The following is a 26,000-nucleotide window of genomic DNA, read 5'->3' on the forward strand; positions in this document are numbered from 1 at the left end:
CGGCGGAAATCTGAGCCGTGGTTGACGGATCGTGAACACCTAAAGTAGAAACCAACCCTCCAGTCGCCGGCACCACGCACTGTTCACCATCGCGTGGAATCGCTGTTCACGATCGCTGGAATACGCAGGCTGGCCGTGCTGTACTAGCATGGAGCCAAGCACTGCTTGACATGCAGAGCTGAGTGAAGCCCAGACCAGCCCGGGATCTTCAAATGGGGAGCTTGGTTGACGGATCGCGCGAGAAGCTGTCGCTCACTCCAGAGAGGTGATGAGCATGTCCGCAATGATGATGACAACGAGCGCTAGCACTGGCCCGCCTCGCAACCAGGTCGTTCATTCAATGGAGTATGCACAGGCGAACAGTCGGATCGTGACAATGCTGCACCCACCGCGGCGTACCGCGGACATGTGAACGCGAGAGGCGCGGCGAGCCTTTGGCGATTCGCCTGCCGCCGACAACAATTTCGCCGGACATTGATCCGGAATTTCGGCGCAGTTCGCTGGAAGCGCGCGCGTCGACATTCCGAGCGCATCTCGCCGGTTTGGGCACCGTCAGTGAGGCTGGTCTAACGATCGGATGGGACGTTGAACACACGTGGGTCATCGGCACCATGAACGCGGAACGTCACCCGATTGAACGCGAGCACGCGAGTCAATGTGCAAATCCAGTCTTCATGCGGCTGATGCGGCGTTCCGCAAGCAAACGTTCAGGTGGAAGCCGACAACGGCGATGATGATCTAAGCGCGCTCTCCTTATCGGCCATACGGTACGCTATGGTCAGCGTAATGTACGAACAGATCCCGCAGCACTATGAACTTAGCGCATCTGGCGGCGCACGGGTTCGCCGTAGCAGGACTAGCGCTAACTAACGGAGACCTGCGTATGTCCGTGCAGCAACATGTCTCCGAGTAATCCGAAAGAAGTGAAAGCGAAACTGCTGTGAGCAAGTCAACTGAGAGCAGCTTCGAACAGAAGCCGCACTCGCATCCGCTGAGCCGGGGGCGCTAGTATCTATGCCGTCGCCCCGCCGTCAATCACAAGTTCCGAACCAGTTATATAGCTGGCGGCGGGCGAGCATAGAAAAACCGCGGCTCCGCCGATTTCATCAGGTCGTGCCATTCGACGAAGTGCACTCAGCGCCTTCCAGGCATCTCGCTGCACTTCCATAGACGGGGCCAATCCACAGGCGACGTAACGGGCAAGGATCGCGTCCATCATGGGAGTATCGACGCCACCAGGATGAATACTGTTCACACGAATCGGATATCCCAACACCGCGAACTCTTTGGCCGCCGACTTACTGAGGAGCGTAACAGCCCCTTTGCTCGCCGAATAGACCGCGTTGAACGGCACACCACGTAATCCTGCTGTTGAAGACACGTTGACGACGGAAGCTCCCCCGACGCGCTGCGCGCCTCGGTCCTTGAGTATAGGCAGCGACGCCTGCAAGCCAAGCAGAACGCTTTCAACATTTACGCTGAGAACCCGCCGGCACTGCTCGATCGATGTGTCTGCAATACGCTCCACTAAGGATATGCCGGCGTTGTTGATCAAGCAGTCTATACCACCGAAGCGGATAAGAATCTCACTAATAACTCGTTGCCAATCACCCGCAGAAGTCACGTCCTGGCTGAACCATGCGTCTGCTTGAAGACCCTGCGGAGGATTGCCGATGTCAGTTGCAATCACCTGCGCACCCGCCTTGGAGAGAGATGCACAGATGGCGTGTCCAATCCCACCGCCGGCACCCGTTACCAATGCTACGGAGCCACTGAGAGACTCAGGTCTGTCACATACCATTGCGCGCTCCGTTAACGTATGCGCCTATCTTGCATACTTTGTTTGACGCCATCTGCGTGCTCCGCCGCGGGAAAAATGAAGGCACCGTAGTAATCGGAGCAGATCTATAGCCCCTCAATACTCGATGAAGGGCTGCACGAATGTTCGAAGCCAAGCGGCCGACTGAACATCCAGCAAAGGCTCTATATCTCTGAGCACAGTGCGGTGATACTCACCGAGCCAGTGCCGCTCCGTGGGAGAGAGGCGCTCGAGGTCCACCAGGCGAGGATCAATTGGTAGACGTGAGATCGTGTCGAACTCCAGGAAATTCGAATAACGCGAAGGGACCACGATCATGTGGCTTTCAATGCGGACTCCGAAGTCGCGATCCACGTAATAGCCAGGCTCATTTGTGATGATCATTCCCGGCTCCAAAGGATACGCAGAGATGGGGCGCACCTCGGCACGGATCACGGGGCCTTCGTGGATGTTGAGGTAATTGCCAACGCCGTGGCCCGTGCCATGGTCGTAATCCAGCCCTTCGTTCCATAGTTGTTGGCGAGCGATCGTGTCGAGGCGAAAGGCCGGAGTACCGCTGGGGAAGCGTGCGCGCGCTAAAGCGACGTAGGCTTTGAGCACGAGCGTATGTGCGAGAACATGCCTCGGCTTTGGCGTGCCCAGCGCAATGGTCAAAGTATTATCCGTGGTTCCGCCCGGATAGTGTCCGCCCGAGTCCATCCAGTAGATTGCGTGGTCGTTAAGTACCCGACTACCCTCTTGCGGCGGTACGTAATGCGGCTGCGCACCGCTGGGGCCCGAGGCGGACATGAGCGGCATGGAGGGACCGCGATAATCCGCATGCTCAGCGCGGAGACTCTCAAGCTTTTGCGCCGCTTCAAACTCGGAAACCGCATGCTCAGGGACTGTGCGCGCGAGCCACGCTGCAAAGCGCACGACGGCAGCCGCATCGATGATGTGCGCTCTCCGAGCCCCCTCAAGTTCCGCTGGATGCTTATGCCAGCGCAGGCGAGCCACAGCGTCGTCGTCGCGTGCACTCTCTCTGAGGATTGCAGTGAGTGCAAAGGGGGTACGCTGCAAGTTCGCGCCAACGAGCCCTTGCTGTGCGGCTTCGCTCAACGCCCTCGTAAGGCGATCGCTCGATTGGACAACCACCGGACCTTGACCTCGAGCGAGAACGTTTTTGCTCAATCGATCCTCGTCGACGAACCAAGTAACGCGACCATCCTTTCGCACCAGCGCGCGAGTAGTACATGAGGGCACGATATGCCACTCGCCCGCTGGCGTCCAATGTGCTTCAACTGCAGCGCGCACATTGAGGAGCCAGGAGACATCCTCGGGATCGGCCACGAGAAGTGCGTGCAGCCCGCTTCTCCGCAGGTGCTCGGTGACACGTGCACACCTGACTTGATAGGTCTCACCGGAAAATCTGACGGGATAATCTACAATCTTAGGTCTGTACTCAGCCGGGCGTGAAGGCCCCCACAGGGCATCGATCGGATTCTCGTCAAGCATTTGCAGATTGAAGCCGAGCTCGGCGGCAAGGCTCTGCCACTGCGCTACATCCGGCTGCGAATGCAGCCAAGGATCAAGCGCAAGGCGAGCACCCGGCGATAGGAACCGTCTCAGCCATATACGGCGAGCTTCCAAGGTTGCAGGCTCAATTGCGATTGCGGCCCCTTCGGTCTCCACCTCCGCCTGCAGTCGATACCGACCGTCCAGAAACAACGCTGCAGCATCTCGCAGGATGATCGCGAGACCAGTCGAGCCACGAAACCCGGTCGCCCATCGAAGGCGCCTTTGGGAAGGCGGTGCAAACTCGCTCAAAAACTCATCAGTAGACGGAACCAACAGCCCGGACAGATCCCTGCCACGCAGCCAAGGCTGAAGCTCGCAAACGTGATCGTGTGCCACTCTCATTCGTATGCTTCCACCGCGATGACAAACTGGCTTTCGATATGCCCTTCACGCGTCTTCTTCGCGAGTTGGTGCTCGGGCGAAAACCAGAAGGTGCGCAGCGCGTCCATCGATCGGTAGCGCTGAACGATGATGTTGCCATCGTAAGGCCAGCTTCCTTCCAGAAGCTCTGGAGCCGATGCACTCAACAACTCATAACCAGCTCGGCGTGCGAGTGGGTCGATGGCCGCCCTGATCGACTCTATTTGCTCTGGGTGGATCGTCTTCCAGCTTGCTATCAGATAGGCGGGCTTCTCGTGAGGGGCTTCAGGCTGCTTGTCTCTCGCAGATGCATAATGAGCCGATGATGCCATTCCCAATACAAAGCTCAACGCGAGTCCCAAGCCATACCCAATGTTCACTACCCCGCCGAGCGTTATGAGACGATTGAGCAGAGTTCTCTTCATGAGCATTCCTCGATTAGGGCGATCTCTGCATTGACTGGAACGCTTTGTCCGGCCGCAACCAGCACCTTGGCTAACCTACCGCTCACTGGGGCTTCCACCTCTTGCATAGCCTTGGCCGTTTCAACCTCAGCCAGCACTTCACCCTGAGCGACCGTCTCTCCCTCAGTCTTTAGCCATCGACTGACGGTGCCCTCATCTATACCCATTCCCGACTTCGGAAAAATCACTTTGGTTGTCATGTACCCGCCTAAGCTGCACTTCGCTCCAATACTCATCTAAGGACTGTCTTCACGGAGGCGATGATTGCCTCTGCACGAGGGTACATCAGGCTCTCCAGCACCGGACTGAAGGGCACGTGCACATCGGGGGCGGCTAAGCGTTGTATTGGCCTCTTCAGATACTCAAAGCCCTGTTCGGAGACGATTGCCGCGATCTCTGCTGCAAGGCTGCAAACACGATGCGCGTTCTCCACAATTACAAGCCGACCAGTTTTAGCCACTGATGTCAGGACTGTCTCAGTGTCCAAAGGCTTGAGGGTGCGAGGATCAATGAGCTCGACCGAGATGCCTTCGGCAGTGAGCACCTTGACCGCCTCTAGCGCTACCCGCATCGCACCAGCAATGGCAATGAGGGTCACATCGGAGCCAGCCTGCCTGATTGCGGCTTTGCCAATCGGCAACAGATACTCGGGATCCGTAGGAACTTCGTCCTTCACAGTCCAGAACTTCGTGTCCTCAAACAACATCACCGGGTCATCGTCGCGGACGGCTGATTTAAGCAGCCCTTTGATATCCGAAGGCGTGGTCGGGCAGAGAATCTTCAGGCCGGGCACGTTTAGGAATACCGGATACGGACGGTCGGAATGCTGGGCGGCATTCGACACGCCGTAGAACATGCAGCAACGAAAGACAATCGGCACTCCGATCTGGCCGCCGGTCATGTATCGAAGCTTGGCAGCCTGATTGATGATAGGGTCAGAAGCCAAGTACATGAAGCTTGCGATACTCAGGCAGACGATCGGGCGCAGTCCTGTCATCGCTGCTCCGATGCCCATACCGGTGAAACTCGTTTCGGAGATAGGCGTGCTCCAGGTACGGGTGGGATAACGACTCACGACTTTTCCATCACCGTAGACAGCGAGATCTTCGCCGATGATTATCACGCGCTCGTCGCGTTCGAGCTCCTCCATCTGCGCCTGCTGAAGTGCATCGAGATAACTCATGCGCACGTACGCATTACCCGATTTATCGTTGACTGCGGCCGCCATGAACTACTCCTGGTATTCCTCTACACTGCTTGCTTGCCGCGGGCAGGGATAGGCCGGCTGTACAAGTTCTCACACAACTCGGAAGGCTCGGGGAACGGACTCTCGTCGGCAAAGCGAACGGCCTCAGCCACGGCCTCGTCGACCTCCCGTTCGATGACTGTCAGTTCGGATTCAGAAAGCCCGAGCTCGAGCAGGGCCCTGCGGAAAAGAGGTATCGGGTCGCGATGCCTCTTGTGGTACTCGACCTCCTCGACTGGTCGATACGGGTCGGTCATCCCAGCGTTCAAGTTGACGTTATGCTCATCGAATCGATAGGTCTTGGCTTCGATTAGGGTTGGGCCTTCTCCACGCCGGGCGCGCACCACCGCGGTGTGCGCCGCATCGTACACAGCACTGACGTCCTGACCGTCGACTGTAACACCCGGCACGGCGTACGCATCTGCCCGCTTAGCGATGCTCGGCTGGGCATGGCTCTCCACAAGAGAGGTGGTGATTGCATACCCGTTGTTCTCACACAGATACACCACAGGCAGCTTCCACAGTGATCCCATGTTGAGAGATTCGTGAAACGTGCCTTGATTGACCGCACCGTCGCCGAAAAAGCATAGGCAAACTTGATCCGAGCCACGCACTTTGGCCGAAAGTGCAGCCCCAGTGGCCAAAGGAATGCCGCCTCCCACAATAGCCGACTGGCCAATGATCCCAACACTGCGATCAGCCAAATGCATTGAACCACCGCGCCCTTTGGAGATACCGGTAGACTTAGCCATAAGCTCCGCCATCAAGGCTTCGAGACTCGCGCCCTTTCCGATTGGGTGCCCGTGAGAACGATGCGTACCGACGATCATGTCCTCATCGCGTAGCGCCAGACACGCCCCCACGATGGCCCCCTCCTGCCCGATGCTGGCGTGGAAGGCACCAGGGATCTTCCCCTGCATGAATTGTCGCGTGCCCTCTTCCTCGAACCTTCGGATGCGCAACATCCGTCTATAGGCTTCTCTCTGCAGTGTTTCGGTCATCGACACGTGAATTTCTCCTCAACACGGAGGACTCTATCAACTGCTTCCGCGATCATTTAACAGCCGCCAGGTGATCTTCCCTGCCGCAGTTGATCTTCCCTGCCGCTTGCGATTCCTCCCTGTGTACGCATATGAGATCACGGGCTACCGACTCGCCGGCGCGCCAGAGGTGCCAGGCAGCCCAGCAATACCCAGGACACAAGACCACGAGGGCATATCGGAGCGACTCCTCAGCCCACACGGGTTCCAGCGCATCGCTCAGCGCGCCGGCTGCGAGCGGACCAAGCCCCATGCCAACCAGGTTGGCAAACATATAAACGAGGGCTATCGACATCGCACGCATCTTCGCTGGAACGAGCGTCTGCATCGTCGCGAGTAACGGCCCCTGCGCAACATTGCCTCCAAGATTAGCCAATGCCATCGCGGCAAATGCGAGGTAATGATCAGGTGCGAGGAACGTAAGCACCATGAGCAGCGCGTAGATGCAGAATGCTGCCGCGCATGCTCGCAGCTGCAACTGCTCATTTCCCGCGGCGTAGCGGGCAGCCCATTCTCCCCCCAGGTACACTCCCACCAAGCCACCGCCCCCATAGATCATCGCGAGCCAAGTGCCTAGCTCGCCCGTCGAGAGCCCATGACTGCGAATGAAAAAAGCGGCCTGCCATTGTTGCAACCCATATCCAAAGAAATACCAGACCGAAAAGCAGATCAACAGATGCCTGAAAGCTGAGATTGACCATAGAGTCGAAGTAACTTCCTTAAAGCTCGGATGTCTCTCGGCCCACCTCGAACCATTGCCATCGATTGCGGCGTTCGTCGGTACAGCCGGTTTCGAGCACCGAGGCTCGCTCAGCGTGAGAGCGGCCAAGGCTGCGAGAAGCACCCCAGGAAGCCCGACCAATACAAAGGTGACACGCCAGCCGTAGAACTCGTTAAGCCAGCCGGCCGCAAAGTAACCGACCAGAAGTGACAGCGGCACAGCTAGCATGTAGCGGGCCACGGCCCGAGGGCGCTCCTCACGGCTGAAATGCTCCGCGATGAGCGAGTGGGCGGGCGGAATGCAGCCGGCTTCACCTACTGCGACTCCAACGCGGATCAACAGCAGCTGCACAAAGTTGGTTGCTGCAGCAGATAAGGCTACGCACCCACTCCACAAGGCAGTAGTCAGCCCTATGATCGTGATGCGATTGCCGCGATCAGCCCACCGCGCGATCGGGATACCCATAGTCGCGTAAAACAACGCGAAGGCGATGCCAGTCAGTAGACCCAGTTGGGTATCGGTGAGCTCAAGATCTGCTTTGATGTCCTGCAGCACGATACCTAGCGCCCAGCGATCTAAATAGTTGAACGCCAGGATCACCGTCAGCAGGATAAGAAGATGCTGCTTTCGAAAGGGCCGTAGCATCAGACAGAACTCCCAATGCTCAGCACGTGGACTGACGAGGCATGTTCCGGATGAATGATGGAAGGAGTGCTCACCCGTGAGTGATCCACACGAGCTGCCGGCGCTGATAGCTCTCCAGTCCGGCCAAGCCGCCTTCAACGCCCAGTCCGGACTGGCCCCAAGGCTCAAATGACGCGGCGTGTCCCGCGCCCACTCCCCTCGAAGCGGCTGCGTAGACCCACACTGAGGAGCGCAGCGCCTTCGTCAACCTCATGGCGGTTGACAGGTTTGCCGTCCACACATAAGCAGCTAAGCCATACAATGTGCCATTGGCTACGCGGATAGCCTCGGCTTCATTCTCGAAGGGAATAACCGACAACACCGGTCCAAAGATCTCCTCCTGGGCAATACGCGCGGTTGGAGAGACGTTACAGAAGACTGTCGGCTCGACGAAGTAGCCGCCCGTGTGCAAGAGCGTGCGGCAACCGCCGGCGACTAACCTCGCTCCTTCGTCAGGAGCACCCTCAATGTACTGCATGACCCGGGCACATTGTGCGGCCGAGGCTAGCGGCCCGAAAGTCGTGTTCGGATCGAGCGCGTCGCCCATCACGACCTGCTTCACTCGTGCCACGATCTTATTGACTAACGCCCCCTCAATCGAGCGCTGCACCAGGAGGCGCGATCCAACACTGCACAGCTGGCCTTGATTGGTCAAAAGCAGCGAGGCGATGGACTCGCTGGCCGCATCTAGGTCTACTCCATCATCGAATACGATCTGCGCAGATTTACCTCCGCATTCAGCCAGTACCACCTTCAGGTTCGATTGACCTGCATACTGGAGCATTTGCTTACCTACAGCAGTAGATCCAGTGAAGCTGACCATATCCACCTGCCGATGCAACGCCAAGGCGCGGCCCACAGTCCTTCCTAGACCGGGCACCACGTTGAGCACGCCGGGCGGAAGCCCCGCCCTGAGAGCAAGAAACGCCAACCGGATCGAGGAACGCGAGGAGAGTTCCGAGGGTTTCATTACTACACAATTACCGGCCGCCAGAGCGGGGGCGAGTTTCAGTACGGCATTAAAGGTCGGAAAATTCCAAGGCACTATCGCCGCCACCACCCCACGCGGCACGCGGCGTTGTGCAACGAAGCTGCCTGCATCGCTGTCGTACACGTCGCCCGTAACCTTATCTAGCGCTTCAGCATAAAAGCGCATCAGCTGTGCAGCGGAGGCGGCATTCGCTCGGAGTTCCCGTATGGGCTTCCCCATTTCGCCCGCGTCCAATGCATCAAGCTCGGAGGAATCTCGCTCAATGAAATCGGCTAGCAGATGCATAATCTTCTTCCTGAAGGACGGTGGCTCCTCACCCCAGCGCCCATCATCAAAGGCTCTGCGTGCCGATGTCACCGCGTGGTCAACATCAGCATCGCAACCCGCTTGGATCATCAGAAGGGACTGGCCATTTGATGGGTTTATCACCTCTATCGCCGATGCACTTTGTGATTCCAATATTTTCCCGTCAACAAAAGGCGCCACCATCTCATCGGGCTTATGAAGAACACAGTTCATCTTGTAGCTTGGCCGGAGTGCGTCTGGACTATGCCCCTGGGAAAGCCTGTGAGCGAACAAAACACCATCAACTGCACAGCACGCGCGTCCGGCACGCACATCATCAGAAGTCATAATTCAGTCGGAAACCGATGGTGCGCGGTCGCAGGCGGTAACCAAAAACACCCTCGGGCGTGCGGAAAGAGAACTCATCTTCGTTCGTCAGATTGCGCACAAACAGATCAACATCTAAGCTTCCGAAGTCCACTCTCCCAGACAAATCTACTTTGACGTAACCACCAGCTTTGGTGTTCGCTGTTTCCTGCAGATTTCCATAGAAGGTGCCCACATAAATCGGATCAGCACGCACAAAGGCCTGGTATCTTCCTACATTGAACTCGTATTGAAGACCGAGGTTCGCATTGAACTCCGGCGACGCAGGCAACCTTGCACCTTCGAAGGCATTTATTGCGGGCACGTCCCTGGTCAGCTCAGCCCGGATCCACGACCCGCCAGCATCAATGCGGAGTGCCTCTGTGGCGTAAAAATTTAGCTCAAGTTCCATGCCTTCGGAACGCGCCACACCCGCATTCGCGGTGTAAGCGGGATAACACGTCGCAGGGACCGGAGCACCTTCTGCAGCCAAGTTTCGGGTGACCGGCACGTCTGTCCAGTCTATGCGAAAGAGATCGGCCGCGATTGTGAGGCGACGGTTTAGAAGCACGAACTTACCACCGAGTTCGTAATTATCTACCTCATCTGAATTGACAACTTTTGTGGAGTCAATTGTGACATTGCTTGTTCCATCAACGAGACCATCACCGTCAACGTCGCAGGTCGCCGCGTTCAATCCAGTTTGCGCTCTACCGAGACGAAACCCTTGCGACCAACCGGCATAGACCAGGGCGTTTTCGTTAGGCTTGTAGCTGAGATTTCCTCGGAAGCTCGTGCCCGAAGCATCGGCATCATACAAAGTTGGGCTTAACTCTCCATATACCGCACCTGTGCTGCTTGTGAGTTCAGAGCGGTCGTACTGGTACGCGCGTCCGCCACCGGTAATCGTTAGCCCAGGAAGAAATTCCCAAGACACCTCGGCGAATGCGGCCTTCTGCTTCAGGTTCCGGTCCGTATCAAGCCCTCCCATAGATCCTGATTGTCCAGGTGCGAAGAGATTCGCCTCTGCGCTCCCGGACCAGTACGGACGGAAGATGGCTACATCGTCGAGATCTTCGCCATAGACGCCAGCCAAGAAGTTCCATGCACCCTCAAGCTTCGTCGCCAAGCGAATCTCACCGATGTTCCCTCGATGCCCGCTCGGTGAGCGCCACGAGACAGGCATGGCTTGATATGGACTGCCTACCGGCGTGTAAATCCCCAAAGGGTACACATACGTAGAGTCGCTCTTGAGATACGAGTAGGTGGCGACAAGATCTCCCCAGCCAATGTCGTATTCCATGACCGCATTTGCCACATTGAGTACGTTATCAAACAGACCCAAGTTCCGCTCACCATCGGCATGTTCAGGTGCGACTTGGAGAGACAGCTGCCCGAACGCGCCAGTATTTGTGGCGGCGAAGCCATCTGTCTCGCTTTCCTGCCTCTGATAAGTCAGAGTGAACTTAAGATCTTCGCTCGCCTGGTACAGAGCAGAAATACGGCCACCAATAACGTAGTAGTCACCAACGCCGTCTCTGTTTGCCGCGAATGATTCGGCACCAAAGTCTGCGGCTCGTGCTCGGAAGGCCGCATCTGTGCCCGAGACGTTCCGATAAAAGCCCTCCTCTTCGTATCGATAACCGACCGCACGAACCGCGACTTGGTCGTTAATGAGTGGGATATTGACCACGCCCTCCATGGTGTAGTTGTCACCACCTGTGCCAGAGGTCACCGAGTAACCGCCTCCGACCTTAGCTTCGAGCGCGCCTAACTTAGGTGCCATCGGAATTGTTCGCACAGCTCCGCCAAGCGAGGCGTTGCCGAAAGCCGTACCCTGGGGGCCGCGCAACACTTCAACACGCTCGATATCTACGAGCTTCGCATCAGCACTGGTGCTGCCGCTCAATGCGCCAGAAGCAGTCATGGGTGTCTCACCGAAGTAGGTGGCGACCGTGGCAGCCCCAAAGTAGTTCTGAAACGCCGGAAAGGTTTCAATACCGCGTATGACGATGGATTGGCCGTACTGGTCGCTCGCCTGGGCTACTCCGGGAATGCCGCGCAAGTAATCTTCGGAACTGACCAGTCCCCGACGATCAATGTCATCCGCTGTGACGACCGCGATGCTGATCGGAACCTCCAGCAAACTTTCAGCGCGCCGAGTAGCGGTAACGATTATCTCCTCCATCGCCCCAGATCGACGTTTCATACCTCCGGATTCCGTCTGACTCTCAGCCATTGCGAGCTGTTGATCGCCCTCGCTTGGCAAGCTCTGCGAGAAAGCAGGAACGGTGAGACTGGCTGCGATTGTTGCTATCAGCCGATGTTTAATACTTTTCATTGTTTCATCTCCATCGTTCATTCGCCAACCCGTTCAGCAAGAACGACCAGTATGCCTGATAGATCGACCGGACAACTGTGATGACCCCAGTACCTGAAAACTGGCTTCGGTTAAGAAAATCACCCCATCTAAATGAATAGCTATCTGTCGTTCGGAATCGGCCGACGCTTCCAAACTTCTTCTCTCAGCAAGGCCACGTGCTTCGTGGTCACAGTGACTTACTCAAGTGACTCCGACGCATCATAAAGTGTTTTTCGACCTAACCTGGTGGCCGGGATCAACACCCGCGGGCTGCTGGTCCGCATGATTGGGTGCGGCAAGAATGCGGTGTTGAGTGGTCTGGGACGGTCGCCGTGGCCCGCTGGCGGAGACAGGTCAGTGTAGTTCAGCACCGGCTAAGGCTACCTTGATCGCCGCCGACGACAACGGCGAGCGGCAACTACAGAGCGATCAAATCGATGGCTCTTCACACGCACTGGATCGGAGCTTCCTATCGCTGCCGATAGAAGATAACCGAGGGGTCGGATGTGATCGAACGGTACTCGGTCTCGCATGACGTAATGGCAGTCTTGAGCCAACCTTATTCGACTGCGCTTCATGCCAGGTATGGGACTGCGTACTGTGCAGCTTCGAGGACGGCCCAAGCGAGATAGCGATTGCCGCGCTTCGCGTCGTTCTCGCCTTTCGCTACTCTTGCTGCTCCGTTTGTTGTCTACGCAGCGACAGTCGGAAGCGAACTGCCCAACATCGACTAAGCGATTCCTGTCCCCACCTTGAGCACGGGTCCAACCAATCGCCGTGCCGATGCTCGCACACTCAGCAGCAAGCAACCAGGGCGCGTGAGGACAGCTAACTGTTGCGTTAGCCGCCCGGCAGCTTGCGCCTGCTCTAGTGAGGTGATCAGATCAACCAAGGTGCCGTAGTACACGCGGCGGCCGCGTTGGGCAGCTGGACTGCAAGGCTGATCGCCAAGGGGTTTTACCGGAGGCGCGGCGGTCCGAGCAGCACGATGTTCTCATTGCGATCAACGAAGCCGAGCTCGTGCGGGCTTTCCATTCGTTCGCGCTTGATCGAAGGATGGAAGGAGAGTTGAAGGACTGCAGCGCCTTCACGCCGGGCAAAGTGGATGAGCGCATCGCAGCCTGCAGGCGCCGGTTGTTACAGAGGTTGACCTGTGCAGTTAGCAACCGGCTGATTGCTTCGGTTGCCGCGAGCCGACGACCGTCGATGTCACTCAGTGTCGTGTCTACCGCTTGCAGCTAACCGGGCGTCTTCAGACCGGCGAGCATGCAGCGGATGACTTCTCGCTGAGAGCGAACGGCTCTCATGACCGTACCCCCGATGATCTCCTTGTAAACAGCGAGTGGACGCCGCTCCGCTTGGCAACGCACGAAGGCGGGGCCCGGGCCAGCACCGGCGATTGCATCATCGGACAAATATGGCTGCAGGGCATGCCCTTGAGTCATACACCCTCCTCACCCTCAAGGCGCACCACGGGACACTCGCCAGTCGTACGATGCAGACCAACGTTCGCCGTCAGAGTTGACCACGACACGCTTGCACATTAGGGTCGGAATCGTTGAGGATCTCCCGGCCGTTCAAGAAGCTCTGGCGCACGTAGCGAATGGAACGCTCCACTTACCCCTTGGTCCTTGCTCGATAGGGGCGGCACGCACGAACGCAACAGCCCAGTGCGCGGCGGAGCGTAGGAACCCAGGGTTCTCTCGGAGCTAGCCACCAACGGCTTGCTGATCATCGATGATGATGCAAGACATATGATCAAAGAGCATCCCGGCGGGAACGCCGGCAAACATCGTGAAGGCCTGCTTCAACCCATGCGTCTGCACTGACATCATCTGTCGCGGATAGAACTGCACCCAGAGCAACCTGGAATAGCCCAGAACCACGAGCGGCGCGAAGCCCTTGGCTCAAGGCAAACGGAATTCCGCGAAGTCCATCTGTGCCTGCAATCCCGGAGCAGTCTCCAATCGCACCACCGGGCCAATCGCAGGCGCCGGCCTGACGTGCCGCACGTAGTCCATCACCTGCGTATAGCCGCCGGTGTGGCCCGGGGCGCAACTCTGCGCGCGAATGCGCGTCGCTGTCAGCGTGGGGTACTCGGCCAATCGCGCCCAGACGATAGGGCGAAAGGCATTGATCTTGCTTTGCACCTGCGGCCGCGGCGCATATCGCACCGCCTCATCGTCCAGATCTCCAGCAGATGCAGCAGTCGCCCAAGGGTAGCCTAGCCTTCGTTGGCCGAGGAGGTTTTTCCCACTCAGTGATGCTACCGACTGTAGAGCTCTGGCGTGTTGATAACCAGTCGAGCACATTCCCCGTACACGCAACTGCTGCACCCGCCAGCCCTCGCCTCTGGAGGACATGCGTAACGTCGCCTGAAGCCATTCGTACCGCCCCCATGAGAATTCGGAACCGGCAAAGGGGGTCGAAGTACGCAGTGTGTCGATCACCACCAGGGAAGCCGCTTACGGCATGCAGGGCTCACATCTCACACGAACCGTTGTGGTTCGAACAGTCTCCGTACTTCATGAAACTTCAACGCTGCAGCATCGGTGTAATCGTGACGATCGGCGCTTTCTGCGACGCCGGATGCCTAGCCTCTCCCGCAAGCACTCGGGTAAGCTGCGAGCGGATCGACATTGCTAAACTCAGCATCGACAAAGGGCATCGCTGGCGGCCTCCTTTTGGCTTAGACCGAGTTGGCAGCCCGCCAGTTGCGCACGTTGAGCTACACCTGCAGCATCCTCCCACGGCGGAGTACTACCTGACCGCCTACAACAACGGCGATGAGATCGAGCGAGAAAAGGTACATCTCAGGCTCAACGCAGGTGACTATGGAGGCTTGGGCAACGTTCCAATCAGCAATAAGAGAACGGCTCGATTTTCTCACGTGATACTTCCGCAAAGGACCACAGAAGCCGCATTGGAAAGGGGCTGCGACGGGAAGCTTGAAGTTCTTGATCGGAAAACCGTGACGAAAGAGGATATCGAAGCGGACGCTGTCGCTCAATCTCCGCAACCGTTAAACCCCGTGGATTTCGGCGCTATATTCCCACCGCACAACGTTCTATTCATAGTAGAAGGCCAGGACGCGACAGTCCGCGTAGCGGCGCTATCTCGCTCGCTTGATCTGCCTCGAGCTCGTCTACAAGTGTGGGTCGAAGGCGCCAAGCCTATCGAACAAACGATGTCCCTTCTGAAGGATAAACGAGTTGATCGAACTGTTACGGTTCCCGTTTCAAGCGCAGTCACGAACAACGCCCTTCGTATACGCATACTCAACGAAGAAAAGATTGTTTGGTCAAAGGACATATCAGTGATGACTGTCCGCCACTGGATGCGACGTCCGTTGTTTGGCGTGGTTCAAACGAAGCTTCATTACGGATCTGCAATACCCGTATTTGATTCAAATACGGGCAGCTCACGAGCAGCCCTACCCTATGAGACTGCATGGAACGCAGATCTGAAAGATCTGATCGTCTTTCTGCCCAATGGTTCTCGCTTTGTCTTCTGGCGAGGCGCCAACTACATTCCGTTCTGGGCCGGACAGTACAACACTGGCACGCTCTATCAATGGGCGGAAGACTGTAGCCGCGGAATGATCTCTCATCCAGACGGCAGCAAAGACTGCCCAGAGCCACTCTTTGATACCGAGCTTCGATACAGTCGCGCACGAATCATCGAAGCGAGTGCTGCTCGCATCCATGTGCGGTGGGAGTACGAGCTCACTGATGTTCGCTACGAAGTTCGCGGCGGACTAGCGACCGAAGACTTCTATTTTTATCCCGATGGGTTCGGCACTCGTGTTGTAACGGTGACGGCATCGGCCGACTCCAAACCGCAGCTCTCCGAGTTCATCATCATCACACCTGCGTCCGCTTACCCGCTCGAGGTACTACCTAAGAAAATCCTCAAAGCGCTGTATCTCAACTCCGGGCAAAAGGACAACATCTCTTTTCCCTATGATGACGAGGCATCTTCTGTCGACAACGAAACTCAAAGCAGCAAATTCACAAGGCTGATACTCCGAGACCATGAGCCCACACTATTCCGAATCTTCTCCCACAAAGATGATCCCTCATCTGCTATTTACCTCTATCCAGACGTCGGCGCTGACTTCCGGCCCCTTATGCCTTATGCATACCCCCCCATGTATGATGGCGCTGAGATTGTCACACCTGCATATTGGGGAAATCACTGGCCGCTAACACGCGGGAAATGGACTGGCTGGACGATCAATGATGAGATTGACGCAAGCCCAACACACAGCGCCATTGCCGGCTGGATTCCCTTCGACCCCCAAAAAGAAGAGAAGAGATGGGAAGTTGCTCCTCTAGTCGAAGGAAAATGGGCGATGGCGAACTGCACTTCATCGCCGCAACCTTGTGTCCTATCCCGATTCGCCTGGATGATCGGTCACACCGATTTGCCAGACCAAGAGCTGATTAGAATGGGCAGAAGCTTCACTAGGCCACCTGCCATCGACGTATTCGGAGGTCGCGTAGCTGTTCCGTCATACAGCATCGAGCGCCGCGCGCTACGTATCGTGGCTGAGCAACCGAGACTGACAATCAGGCTTCGACCTACCGTGCCGCTCATTAATCCCGTCTTCGAAATCGAGGAAGCACCTACGGGGCCCCTTGAATTTGTTTTCGTAAACGAGGTTCAGCTCTCACCAACAGAGTACGCATGGGACGGCAAGACCCTCTGGCTGAATAGAAATATAGAGCCTCCGCACCTGGATATAACCCTATCATTCAAATAAGTACCAGCAAATTCTTAGGCCTACAGTTGGTCACCTGCGTCGCTCGGTCGCAGTATCGACGCTATGAAATCCATCCATTCCGACGACTGCCGTTTACGCGCATCGCGCATCTGATCTCGAATGTAGCCACTGAGCGCGCGCAACGATGATACATCGTCCAGCAACTTCTTAACTGTCAAGGCAGCATTCGGGTAGTCGTCTAACACAATCCGCGGAACTCCAGTGAGAAATGGCAAGCCACTCAATGCCGCGTCTGTGGCGACGAACGGCGTAGCATACGAAGCGCACTCCGCCAGTTTTAGCTTCGCACCAAAGGCGTTCTCTATCGGAGCGATGAACAAGTTATCTCTGAGCAGATGATCCATGACTTCATCGTCCGAACTCGCTCCGAGGAACCTTACGTTATGCTCTCTCCAGAGGTCGGGGACACAGCTGTCCGTGGCGCCGATGATCGAGATCGTTATCGCCTCATCCAGCATGCGAAGAGCCGGGGCAAACTTCGTGCATATCCATCCTATGGCAAGGCGATTCGCAAAGTAGTCAATGTGTCCCACGAATAATACGCTCCTACTGCTGGTGTAACTCCACAGCATACTCCGCTCGCTGAGAAGTGGAGGAAGGACGGCGACATGAACGCCCGCCGGCGCACTTCTTGGTATATCGTTCCCAGTTAATGTGACGATTGCGCGACACCGCCCGACGGTCGCCTCGAAGCGCTTCTTGAATCTATATTGGGCCAAGCTCCGTGCCAGCCGCCATATGAGCCTTCCCGTTGAAACAATGCGCCCAGTGGGACTTATGCTCCTCGGAAACAACAACTCTCTATGGAAAGCCACCTCATCGTTCAGTAATACTAAGCAAACTTTCCAGTTCCTCATGAACACTGACGGCACACCAAGTGCCGCCCAAATGTCACTTACGATGACTACCTCGGGTGCATAGCTAGTGATTGTATCGACTACTTCAAGATCGACATGTTGTTGTTCCCGGAGACTCTTCTCAAAAATGAAGAAGTATGCTCCCTCAACCATTCTCCTGATCCGCCGCGAAAGACTGGATACGTACTCGACCATACCGTCAGCGCTCCCTTTTTTGTTCTCAATTAGCGGTATCGATATGTGCTCGAATCCTACGGCGGACACAAATGCTCGATTCTCGTCCCTGCGAGCGGGCAGCTCGCTTGTTATGACAACGACCCGGATGTCCCTGATCTGTCGCAATTGATTCAGAAGATGACGGGACCACAGCGCCCGGCCGTGCCGATCGCATAGGTTCTCTTGGAGGTAAACGATAACTGTAGGATTACGCGCCATAGGTGAAACTTGGGCGGCACTGAGATCCTAACTCAGCGTGATCACTCTACGTATCCGCACAGACTCCCCCCTGCTGAACTGTTCCTAGCAGGAGGAGCTGAGTATCCGATGCAATCAGCGTTCCCATCTGAGTATCTCTGATCGATCCGACAGCACACGCAAACAGCACTTGCACGCCGCCTTGATAGAACATTACAGGACTTTCAGATTCCGAAAACAGACAGATTCCGCATCGGGTAGTATCGGCTATCCTTCAAAGCCTGCATCAACGTGCCACGCAACCGGTTGGCGCTGAAGAAATGATAGTGGATCACGCACAAGATGTTCAACACACTTCCAGGCAGTGTAGCCACTGCGACAGGCATCAATGCCTGCCACGTCGACCGCAGTCTTGGTCGGACGAACTCACGGTACTCACGAAGTGAGTAGCAACCACATGCTCGATTGAGTACCAGAGTCCGTAACTCCCTCCAAGGCTCCTTCGCTATCACTTGCCTCTTCGCACGTTCGGAGAATGGGGCGCCCCAGATCAGTTCTGGGAACTTTATGCATACGATCTCAAAGAATCTCGTCATGTATGATTTAGAGTTTCCATCGCGATAGCTAACGCATGGTTTTGCGATCACCAGGGTTCTTCCAGGAAGCGTATGTTGAAATATCACCCCGAGATGTATCCACATCGAGCCGACGTATGCATCCCTGTCCCGCGAAAGCCACAGACTCCGTTTGATTATCACTGAACCGATGTACACGAGGAGAGGCGCCGTCTCGGCGAACATTCTATCCGTCTCTTGCTCTTCGTATACTCGGTCAACCTCCGCATCAAGGTACTTCGCTACGAGTACGCGAGACATGTTGAAGTCTTTCCGCTCATAGTTAACAGCAATCAGACTATAATCGTCCCTCTTAATGGCGCCCAGCACCGTAGCCACAGCGCCCGGCTTAAGAAGATCGTCATCGGCCATCAACCAACAGTACTCTCCGCGCGCGAGTTCCACTGCGCAATCGAAGTTCTTGTCCAATCCTCTGTTCTCCGTCTGTCTGACGTATCTCAACGAAGTGCATGCCACCGCGAACTTCTGAACTACCTCTTCGGTGCTATCAGTGGAAGCGTTGTCCGACACTACAATCTCACATTCTTCCGTAATCTGAGACACTATGCTCTCTATGGTCGCCCCGATAAACGCCGCTCGATTATAGCTTGCGATGCAGATTGACAGCTTCACTGACGGTGGCGCCACCATATAGGACCTCTTTGCGCTGAGCTTAGGAATTCGCACATCAGCAGAGAATATGCCAGAGAGGTCTTCCAGAGACCGCGCCGGTTCTCACAGTTCATCGATTCTTGGTCGTCCAGAACAGACTCGGGCTCACCGCCCCATCTGATATCAGGTGCTTTATCTGTTTGAGCCGGATGAATCTTCTCGACTGAAATGTGTCGACAGTTTCTCCTCGAGAATCGAACCAGTCACCGATCTGCCTACAGCCGCGCTCGATATCCCATACTGGGTGAAACCCAGGCAACTTTCGTGAGGCCTTATCGAAATTCACCTTGTAGGATCGAAGATCGCCGGAGCTCTCGCCTGTTATCTCAAGATGGGCTGCCGGTACGCTTCGCGCCACTGCCTTCGCAATCTCTCCCACTCGATAATTTGCATCGTCGCTGCCGATGTTAAATGCCTGGTTGTGAATCGTGCTCTTCGGTGCTTCGGCCGCACAAAGTGCGGCCTGGCTAATGTCCTCGATATGCACGAGCGGCCTCCACGGCGTGCCGTCCGACAACACACGTACCCGCCCAGTTGATTTGGCCCACGCGATAAGATTATTTAGAACCAAGTCGAGCCGCATTCTCGGGCTTACTCCGTAGGCAGTTGCGTTACGCAAATAAACTGGTGAAAAGCCGGCGTCGGCCAAACTACCCAAGTCGGCTTCAGTCTTCACCTTCGATACCGCATAGATCGAGACAGGATTGAGCGAGCCTTCCTCATCGATAGGACTCGTGTTATCCGACGCCCCATAGATACTGCACGATGACGCAAAGACGAAACGTTTGACACCCACTGACTTCGCAAGGCGGGCCACCCGTATACTCGCGTGGTGATTGATCTCATCGGTAAGCTCGGGCGCCAGCTCACCCAAGGGATCGTTGGACAGAGCAGCGAGATGCACGACGCAATCGAATCCCTCAAGCTCCGCTGGTTCAACACGTCGGATATCCTTCATAATCTCCGCATCCGGTGGAACGTCCGTCTCGGATGTTAGGCATTCTCGAAAGAAACCTGTGTCGAGCCCACATACAAAATGCCCGGCGTCCTTGAACGTACGGATCATGATGGGACCGATGTAGCCAAGATGTCCGGTGATGAGTACACGCATGTTTTACCTCCGGTGAGCTTTATACTCCGGGAGCCGTTCCGACCGGACGAGCTGTTCCTTGCACGGAACAATCGCGAGATCGATCGACCCTAACCTATCGTTGTCATTGGACAATCCGTATGGCCGAGAGCGCTGATTGCATAGTCGTCGGAGCCGGCGTTGTTGGACTAGCTGTCGCACGCGCCTTTGCAGCTTATGGACGAGAAGTTTTGGTACTGGAAGCGGAGAGAACGATCGGCACAGGCGTAAGTAGTCGTAGCTCGGAGGTTATTCACGCCGGCATCTATTACCTCCCTCACTCACTCAAAGCCAGGTTATGTGTGTCCGGGCGTGATCAACTCTACGAGTACTGCAACACACGAAACGTGGAGCACAGGCGTTTAGGTAAGCTAATTGTCGCAACCAGCGAACCTCAGGTTTTAGATCTCCACCGGTACGCAGACCAGGCCGCCGCAAACGGCGTAGCTGATCTTCGTCTCCTCACAGGTCAGGAAGTTCGCAGCATAGAACCTTCGGTCCGGTGCGTTGCTGGGCTACTATCCCCTTCCACAGGCATCATTGATTCTCACGGTTTGATGATCGCCTACCAGGCGGACATTGAAGCGCATGGCGGCACCATTCTGTTCAACACCCGAGTGCTGCGGGGGACATTGTTCTCCAGTGGTGTTCAACTGGAGATCGAGGGCGGAACCTCCGTATCAGCCGGGACTGTTGTGAATGCGGGCGGATTGCAGGCTCAGGCGCTATCAAGCAGGATGGAAGGCATTCCTCACGCCTCGATTCCGGACCTCCACTTGGCCAAAGGTCACTACTTCACCCTGAGCGGCCGATCGCCGTTCAAACGGCTCGTGTATCCGATCGCCAACGAGGCCGGTCTCGGTACGCATGTCACACTTGATCTTTCCGGGCGTGCGAGGTTTGGACCCGACGTGCAATGGATCGATCACGTCGACTATACGTTCAACACCGATCGACGGGCCCTTTTCTGCCGTGCGATCCGAGAGTACTACCCAGACCTGGATGAATCTTGTCTCCAACCCGGTTACGTCGGGATCCGGCCAAAAGTATGTGGCCCTGGCCAGCCTTCCGCCGATTTCTGCATCTGCGGACCTGCTGCACATGGAGGAGCACCATACGCGGCGCTCTATGGAATCGAGTCACCGGGCTTGACTGCGTCGCTCGCACTTGGCACATACGTAGCGCGGATGTTTGAACAGGCTTAGCGGACTTAAAGGCACCGATCAGATCATGGACGCCGATCGAGTGATTCTCGTGACGGGAGCAAGTGGATTCCTGGGATCACGAATCGTCCAGCAGGCCCGTTGCCAAGGTCTCAACGTAGTCGCAGCTCATCGTGCTGGCACCGGCCCGGGGGTTGCTCATATGGACGTCTGCGACCCAAACAGCGTCGACGATGCCATCCGAAACGCGGCGCCCACTGTCGTCATCCACTGTGCCGCCTATGGCGTTAACTATGCCGAGCAGGACTTTCAGCGGGCGCTTCACGTGAATACCATCGGCGCGGTGGCTGTGCTGGAGGCAGCCGCCCGACACGGTGTTCAGCGATTCATACACATAGGCAGTTGCTTCGAGTACGGCAGCCGCGATGGACTGATCTCCGAGAACACTGTTCTTCAACCGACCGCAGTATACGGCGCTACGAAGGCAGCAGCCGCTTTACTTTTGCGCGAAAGAGCACGCGGTCTCAAACCCTCGCTTGTCATTCTTCGGCCGTTCGCACTCTGGGGGATCGGCGAGCCCGCACATCGCATCATCCCTCAAGTCGTTTCGGCTTGCCTCACTGGCGTACCACTCAAGTTGACATCGTGCGAAGTGATCCGTGATTACACCTACGTTGAAGACATGGCCGCGAACATACTTTCCATAGCATTACTCCCCGAAATCGAGTCAGGCACAGTGATAAATCTGGGAAGTGGGAGAGGCGTGCTGCTTCGTGACTTCGTACTCTCTGTTGCGAGACTGCTCTCTGGAGAAGCACTGATGCAATTCGGAGCGCTGCCCTATCGACCCACGGAAATGTCTTCGCTCGTCGCAGATGTAACACGGATGCGAAGCTTTCTCGGGGTCGTTCGGGAGACATCGCTAGTCGACGGCGTAAAACGCATGGTTGAATCCATGAGGACTCATAACATTTCCTAGCCACATTGCTGCCATCACCCGGAGTGTCGCTTTGATCTACCAAAAGACCCCGTTAGAAGGCGCGTGGATTATTGCGCCGGACCCACGTCGAGATACCCGCGGCTATTTTGCTAGAACATTCTGCACGGAAGAGTTCTCCGCCCGTGGCCTCGAAAGCACGGTCGCTCAGTGCAATATGTCATTCAGTCATGTGGCAGGCACTCTGAGGGGGATTCACTTTCAGCTGGAGCCTTGCGCCGAAGTGAAACTGGTACGTGTGCAACAGGGATCTGTTTGGGACGTGATCGTCGATCTCAGGCGCGCGTCTCCGACCTATTCGTCTTGGTTCGGGGTAGAACTAACATCTGCCAACCTACTCTCCCTGTACGTACCAAAAGGTTTCGGGCACGGATTTGTCACCCTAAGCAACGACACCGTAGTCTCCTACCATGTTTCGGCGCCGTACACTCCGCAGCTTGAGAGAGGCATCCGTTGGGACGATGCGGACGTAGCTATTAGTTGGCCGATACAGCCAGTTGTAATGTCGGATAAGGATAGGACGTTGCCAACGCTCCGAGAGATTCAGGCATAACGTCCGACCAATGCTCTCGTGGCGAATCTTCGGTTTGCAGAGAGCGCGCGACAGATTCGACGAGGCTGATGCCAAAGCGCGCACGCACGCACCCGCTTGTCTCTCAGATGAATCGAACGCCACGCAAGCGAGCGCGGATCTATATCGGCGCGCGATCGGAGATTGGGTTGTTGGACCAATCTGAAAATCTCCAACGGTCGACGGACAGCTGTGGCAGATCAAGAAAGCGTTCGCCTTTGGCCTTTACGTTCGGGGTATTCAGACCGCTCCCGCTCCTCCGGGTTGGTTACATAGATGAACCCGCGAGAAGCTGCTACCGCAATCCTCCGTGAACGCACTCGAGGCGCGTTGATTTAAATCACAGCTGAAGTCGTTAAACACGCACGCTGACGAGTCGCTTGATTGGATTCTAATCCCAGGGAATGATTTCGCACCAACTACGTTACCTCAGCGGAGGCTCGGCAATGAAAGCAGTGATCCTAGCTGGTGGCCTGGGCACGCGTATAAGCGAGGAAAGCCATCTACGACCAAAGCCTCTTGTCGAGATCGGGGGCAAGCCGATTCTCTGGCACATCATGAAAATTCTTTCCGCAAATGGGGTTCAGGAGTTCATCATCTGCTGCGGGTACAAGGGCTACTTGATCAAGGAGTATTTCTCCAACTACTTCCTTCACATGGCGGACGTAACATTTGACATCCCACACAACACGATGCAAGTCCATCACACCTTCGCGGAGCCTTGGAAAGTGACGGTTGTCGACACAGGCATGGACACAATGACAGGCGGTCGCATTCTCCGTATTCAGGATTATGTTCGCGGTGAACGTTTCCTTCTAACATACGGTGATGGGGTGAGTGACATCGATGTTCGGGCCTTGGTTAGGTTTCATGAGGACCACCATCGACTCGCGACCGTCACTGCAGTACAGCCCACTGCTCGTTTCGGCGCCCTTGAGTTCTCTGGGAATTGCGTCAGTCAGTTTGTTGAAAAGCCGAAGGGGGACGGGCGCTGGATCAGTGGCGGATTTTTCATCCTTGAGAGTGGCATCTTCAAGTATCTCTCCAAAGATCAGGATGTCTGGGAACAGGAACCGTTACGCAAGCTCGCAGAGGACGGAGAACTGGTGGCGTATCGCCATAGTGGATTCTGGGCAGCGATGGACACTCTAAGGGACAAAACCTCACTTGAAGAGATGTGGGCCTCCAAGCGAGCTCCCTGGAAGGCGTGGGAGTAGCCGTTGAATCCGGGGGACGGCAGTTCCTTCCAGTGACAAGACGTTCAATTCAGTGGACTGCACTATGGATTCGCTCTGATGATGAGCGACTCCGTCTTGGATTTAGAGCTCGGCCCTGACGCAACGTCGATCGATCTAATCCTCCCTCTTTTGATCGCCGGTCAATGCCCCATTGAAAGACTTAACCCAAGGCTCGATCCTCAAACATATTGCCTCGATGGCAACTCCACTGGCTATCGGGATGCTCACCCAGATCGCTTATCAGATTATCGATCTTTACTTCATAACAAAGATTGGCGTGGCTGAGACGGCCGGGGTAAGCGCGGCGGGCAACATCTTCCTCCTCGTCGCTTCTTTGACTCAGGTACTTGGTGTTGGTGTCACCGCTCTAGTAGCGCAAGCCGCGGGACGGAGGGATCGGTCCGATGCCAGCTTGGTATTCAACCAGGCTTTGGGGTTCTCTGCTGTTTTCGGTATGGCGATGATGCTGCTTCTATACACATCATCGATGCAGTACCTGAAGGCTGTTGCTCCTGACAAGGCGACCGTAGAAGCTGGGCTCACCTTCATTTACTGGATAGCGCCGGGATATGCCTTGACGCTGCCGACCGTCGTAATGAGCTCCGCGCTTCGAGGCGCCGGGATCAATAAGCCGACCGTGGCGCTCTACATTCTCACTGTCTTAGTAAACGCAGCTCTGGCTCCTATTCTGATTGCGGGCTGGGGAACAGGAGTCCCTCTCGGGGTTATGGGCGCCGGTTTGGCGACGACCATCGCCACCGCCAGCGGCTTACTTTTCTTCGCCATCTACTGTCATCGCTCACACTTGTGGACGGCTTTCGACTGGCGCCTTTTGGTTCCAATACCAAAACAGTGGTTACGTGTGCTTGCCGTGGGTCTGCCAGCAGGCGGCGACACTGCGCTCTTCTTTATATATAACGCGGTTGTCTATTATTCGATTCGTGATCTTGGATCTGCCGCTCAATCAGGTTTTGGTGTTGGCTCGCGGGTGCTCCAGACCCTTCTGTTGCCCGCCTTGTGCATCTGTCTTTCTGCCGGGCCGATTGCAGGACAAAATTTTGGCGCGAAGAACATCGATCGCGTGAGGCAGACATTCATTATTACTGCTGTCCTCGGATCGGCGGCCATGTTTGCGACGACGATCTTGATTCAATGCCAGTCAACCGCGTTCATTGGCCTGTTCGATGCGGATTCATCGACGGCGCACGTTGCCCGCTGCTTTCTGGAACTGTCGTCTTGGGCATTAGTCGCTCAGGCAGTCGTAACCACTTGCTCCGGCATGTTTCAGGGGTTCGGCAATACGATGCCGGCGCTGATCAGCTCATGCGTTCGCCTGGTGCTCTTTTCGGGTCCCGCAGTATGGCTGTCTATGCAGCCGGCATTTGTGATCGATCAGGTCTGGTATCTCTCAGTGGCAACGCTGATGCTGCAAGCGGCAGTGAGCCTGTGGCTACTTCGCGCGGAGTTCCGGAGGCACTTGTTACCGCTTGCGACGCCTACTACGGGATGCATGAAGGCTCGTCAGGCGGTTTAGCTGCAGTGGGCCTGCGGATTCCGAGCAGTGTAATGAACGCCGATCATCGCCGTCGGCTTAGCTCTGTGGGCAGACACAACGCTAACAGTCCGGATGCATTCAATTCCTACGTTGCCTCTGGGCCTCACGC

General features: G+C 56.1%; 19 protein-coding genes and 1 pseudogene. 6 read left to right on the forward strand and 14 right to left on the reverse strand.

All coding sequences use genetic code 11. The features are described 5' to 3' along the window. Window positions 1-1,012 precede the first annotated feature (1,012 nt). The 11 genes and pseudogenes from JM946_RS29580 to JM946_RS29625 form a co-directional block, all read right to left on the reverse strand. Window positions 1,013-1,801 carry an SDR family oxidoreductase gene (locus JM946_RS29580; RefSeq protein WP_230980095.1) on the reverse strand — a complete coding sequence of 263 codons (789 nt, stop codon included), beginning with the start codon at window positions 1,799-1,801 and terminating at the stop codon, window positions 1,013-1,015. Between the two features lie 114 nt (window positions 1,802-1,915). After that, window positions 1,916-3,712, reverse strand: a complete 1,797-nt coding sequence (locus tag JM946_RS29585) for a M24 family metallopeptidase (protein ID WP_203171069.1) — start codon at window positions 3,710-3,712, stop codon at window positions 1,916-1,918. 2 nt (window positions 3,713-3,714) lie between these two features. Beyond that, window positions 3,715-4,161 carry a DUF1330 domain-containing protein gene (locus JM946_RS29590; protein WP_203171070.1) on the reverse strand — a complete coding sequence of 149 codons (447 nt, stop codon included), beginning with the start codon at window positions 4,159-4,161 and terminating at the stop codon, window positions 3,715-3,717. Then, the gene (locus JM946_RS29595) at window positions 4,158-4,400 is read right to left on the reverse strand and encodes a biotin/lipoyl-containing protein (protein ID WP_203171071.1); all 243 of its coding nucleotides are present in this window, start codon (window positions 4,398-4,400) and stop codon (window positions 4,158-4,160) included. The genes JM946_RS29590 and JM946_RS29595 overlap by 4 nt, the downstream gene beginning before the upstream one ends. A 32-nt stretch (window positions 4,401-4,432) precedes the next feature. Then, window positions 4,433-5,428: an alpha-ketoacid dehydrogenase subunit beta gene (locus tag JM946_RS29600; RefSeq protein WP_203171072.1), complete on the reverse strand. Its 996-nt coding sequence runs from the start codon at window positions 5,426-5,428 to the stop codon at window positions 4,433-4,435. A gap of 20 nt (window positions 5,429-5,448) precedes the next feature. Continuing rightward, the gene (locus tag JM946_RS29605) at window positions 5,449-6,447 is read right to left on the reverse strand and encodes a thiamine pyrophosphate-dependent dehydrogenase E1 component subunit alpha (protein WP_203171092.1); all 999 of its coding nucleotides are present in this window, start codon (window positions 6,445-6,447) and stop codon (window positions 5,449-5,451) included. A gap of 52 nt (window positions 6,448-6,499) precedes the next feature. Continuing rightward, window positions 6,500-7,852, reverse strand: a complete 1,353-nt coding sequence (locus JM946_RS29610) for a spinster family MFS transporter (protein ID WP_203171073.1) — start codon at window positions 7,850-7,852, stop codon at window positions 6,500-6,502. Between the two features lie 70 nt (window positions 7,853-7,922). Next, the gene (locus JM946_RS29615) at window positions 7,923-9,401 is read right to left on the reverse strand and encodes an aldehyde dehydrogenase family protein (RefSeq protein WP_218043205.1); all 1,479 of its coding nucleotides are present in this window, start codon (window positions 9,399-9,401) and stop codon (window positions 7,923-7,925) included. A gap of 103 nt (window positions 9,402-9,504) precedes the next feature. Further along, window positions 9,505-11,874, reverse strand: coding sequence for a TonB-dependent receptor (locus JM946_RS29620; RefSeq protein WP_203171075.1), 2,370 nt, complete (start codon window positions 11,872-11,874; stop codon window positions 9,505-9,507). A gap of 751 nt (window positions 11,875-12,625) precedes the next feature. Further along, window positions 12,626-12,811, reverse strand: a pseudogene (locus JM946_RS31880) (hypothetical protein); the annotation flags it as partial. Between the two features lie 991 nt (window positions 12,812-13,802). Continuing rightward, complete coding sequence (locus tag JM946_RS29625) at window positions 13,803-14,069, reverse strand: transposase (RefSeq protein WP_203171076.1); 267 nt, start codon at window positions 14,067-14,069, stop codon at window positions 13,803-13,805. Between the two features lie 353 nt (window positions 14,070-14,422). On the opposite strand from JM946_RS29625, the gene JM946_RS29630 reads away from it, so the two are divergent. Then, complete coding sequence (locus JM946_RS29630) at window positions 14,423-16,660, forward strand: hypothetical protein (RefSeq protein ID WP_203171077.1); 2,238 nt, start codon at window positions 14,423-14,425, stop codon at window positions 16,658-16,660. A 20-nt stretch (window positions 16,661-16,680) separates the two neighbouring features. Here JM946_RS29630 and JM946_RS31455 read toward each other — a convergent pair whose 3' ends face one another. The 3 genes from JM946_RS31455 to JM946_RS29645 form a co-directional block, all read right to left on the reverse strand. Further along, window positions 16,681-17,802: a glycosyltransferase gene (locus JM946_RS31455; protein ID WP_203171078.1), complete on the reverse strand. Its 1,122-nt coding sequence runs from the start codon at window positions 17,800-17,802 to the stop codon at window positions 16,681-16,683. Window positions 17,803-18,176: 374 nt separating this feature from the next. Continuing rightward, window positions 18,177-19,199, reverse strand: coding sequence for a glycosyltransferase family 2 protein (locus tag JM946_RS29640; RefSeq protein WP_203171079.1), 1,023 nt, complete (start codon window positions 19,197-19,199; stop codon window positions 18,177-18,179). A gap of 109 nt (window positions 19,200-19,308) precedes the next feature. Continuing rightward, window positions 19,309-20,349, reverse strand: coding sequence for an NAD-dependent epimerase/dehydratase family protein (locus JM946_RS29645; RefSeq protein WP_203171080.1), 1,041 nt, complete (start codon window positions 20,347-20,349; stop codon window positions 19,309-19,311). Window positions 20,350-20,468: 119 nt separating this feature from the next. Between JM946_RS29645 and JM946_RS29650 the strand changes: the two genes are divergently transcribed. From JM946_RS29650 to JM946_RS29670, 5 genes are all read left to right on the forward strand, one after another. Next, window positions 20,469-21,572 carry an NAD(P)/FAD-dependent oxidoreductase gene (locus tag JM946_RS29650; protein ID WP_203171081.1) on the forward strand — a complete coding sequence of 368 codons (1,104 nt, stop codon included), beginning with the start codon at window positions 20,469-20,471 and terminating at the stop codon, window positions 21,570-21,572. Window positions 21,573-21,597: 25 nt separating this feature from the next. Then, complete coding sequence (locus JM946_RS31885) at window positions 21,598-22,509, forward strand: NAD-dependent epimerase/dehydratase family protein (RefSeq protein ID WP_203171082.1); 912 nt, start codon at window positions 21,598-21,600, stop codon at window positions 22,507-22,509. A gap of 31 nt (window positions 22,510-22,540) precedes the next feature. Continuing rightward, window positions 22,541-23,080 (forward strand): dTDP-4-dehydrorhamnose 3,5-epimerase, encoded by a 540-nt coding sequence (rfbC, locus tag JM946_RS31890; RefSeq protein WP_203171083.1) that lies wholly within the window; start codon window positions 22,541-22,543, stop codon window positions 23,078-23,080. A gap of 464 nt (window positions 23,081-23,544) precedes the next feature. Next, window positions 23,545-24,315 carry a glucose-1-phosphate cytidylyltransferase gene (gene rfbF / locus JM946_RS29665; RefSeq protein ID WP_203171084.1) on the forward strand — a complete coding sequence of 257 codons (771 nt, stop codon included), beginning with the start codon at window positions 23,545-23,547 and terminating at the stop codon, window positions 24,313-24,315. Between the two features lie 172 nt (window positions 24,316-24,487). Beyond that, complete coding sequence (locus tag JM946_RS29670; RefSeq protein ID WP_203171085.1) at window positions 24,488-25,870, forward strand: MATE family efflux transporter; 1,383 nt, start codon at window positions 24,488-24,490, stop codon at window positions 25,868-25,870. Window positions 25,871-26,000 lie beyond the last annotated feature (130 nt).

It is taken from the genome of Steroidobacter gossypii (genome assembly GCF_016801985.1).
Lineage (GTDB): Bacteria > Pseudomonadota > Gammaproteobacteria > Steroidobacterales > Steroidobacteraceae > Steroidobacter > Steroidobacter gossypii.

What these genes read in the sequence shown, in the direction of transcription:
- JM946_RS31885 (WP_203171082.1), top strand. Translation starts at nt 21,598, where the DNA reads ATGGACGCCGATCGAGTGATTCTCGTGACGGGAGCAAGTGGATTCCTG.
- JM946_RS29620 (WP_203171075.1), bottom strand. Translation starts at nt 11,874, where the DNA reads ATGAAAAGTATTAAACATCGGCTGATAGCAACAATCGCAGCCAGTCTC.
- JM946_RS29590 (WP_203171070.1), bottom strand. Translation starts at nt 4,161, where the DNA reads ATGAAGAGAACTCTGCTCAATCGTCTCATAACGCTCGGCGGGGTAGTG.
- JM946_RS29645 (WP_203171080.1), bottom strand. Translation starts at nt 20,349, where the DNA reads ATGCGTGTACTCATCACCGGACATCTTGGCTACATCGGTCCCATCATG.
- JM946_RS29630 (WP_203171077.1), top strand. Translation starts at nt 14,423, where the DNA reads ATGAAACTTCAACGCTGCAGCATCGGTGTAATCGTGACGATCGGCGCT.
- JM946_RS29615 (WP_218043205.1), bottom strand. Translation starts at nt 9,401, where the DNA reads ATGAACTGTGTTCTTCATAAGCCCGATGAGATGGTGGCGCCTTTTGTT.
- JM946_RS29605 (WP_203171092.1), bottom strand. Translation starts at nt 6,447, where the DNA reads ATGACCGAAACACTGCAGAGAGAAGCCTATAGACGGATGTTGCGCATC.
- JM946_RS29580 (WP_230980095.1), bottom strand. Translation starts at nt 1,801, where the DNA reads ATGGTATGTGACAGACCTGAGTCTCTCAGTGGCTCCGTAGCATTGGTA.
- JM946_RS29650 (WP_203171081.1), top strand. Translation starts at nt 20,469, where the DNA reads ATGGCCGAGAGCGCTGATTGCATAGTCGTCGGAGCCGGCGTTGTTGGA.
- rfbF (WP_203171084.1), top strand. Translation starts at nt 23,545, where the DNA reads ATGAAAGCAGTGATCCTAGCTGGTGGCCTGGGCACGCGTATAAGCGAG.
- JM946_RS29600 (WP_203171072.1), bottom strand. Translation starts at nt 5,428, where the DNA reads ATGGCGGCCGCAGTCAACGATAAATCGGGTAATGCGTACGTGCGCATG.
- JM946_RS29610 (WP_203171073.1), bottom strand. Translation starts at nt 7,852, where the DNA reads ATGCTACGGCCCTTTCGAAAGCAGCATCTTCTTATCCTGCTGACGGTG.
- JM946_RS29595 (WP_203171071.1), bottom strand. Translation starts at nt 4,400, where the DNA reads ATGACAACCAAAGTGATTTTTCCGAAGTCGGGAATGGGTATAGATGAG.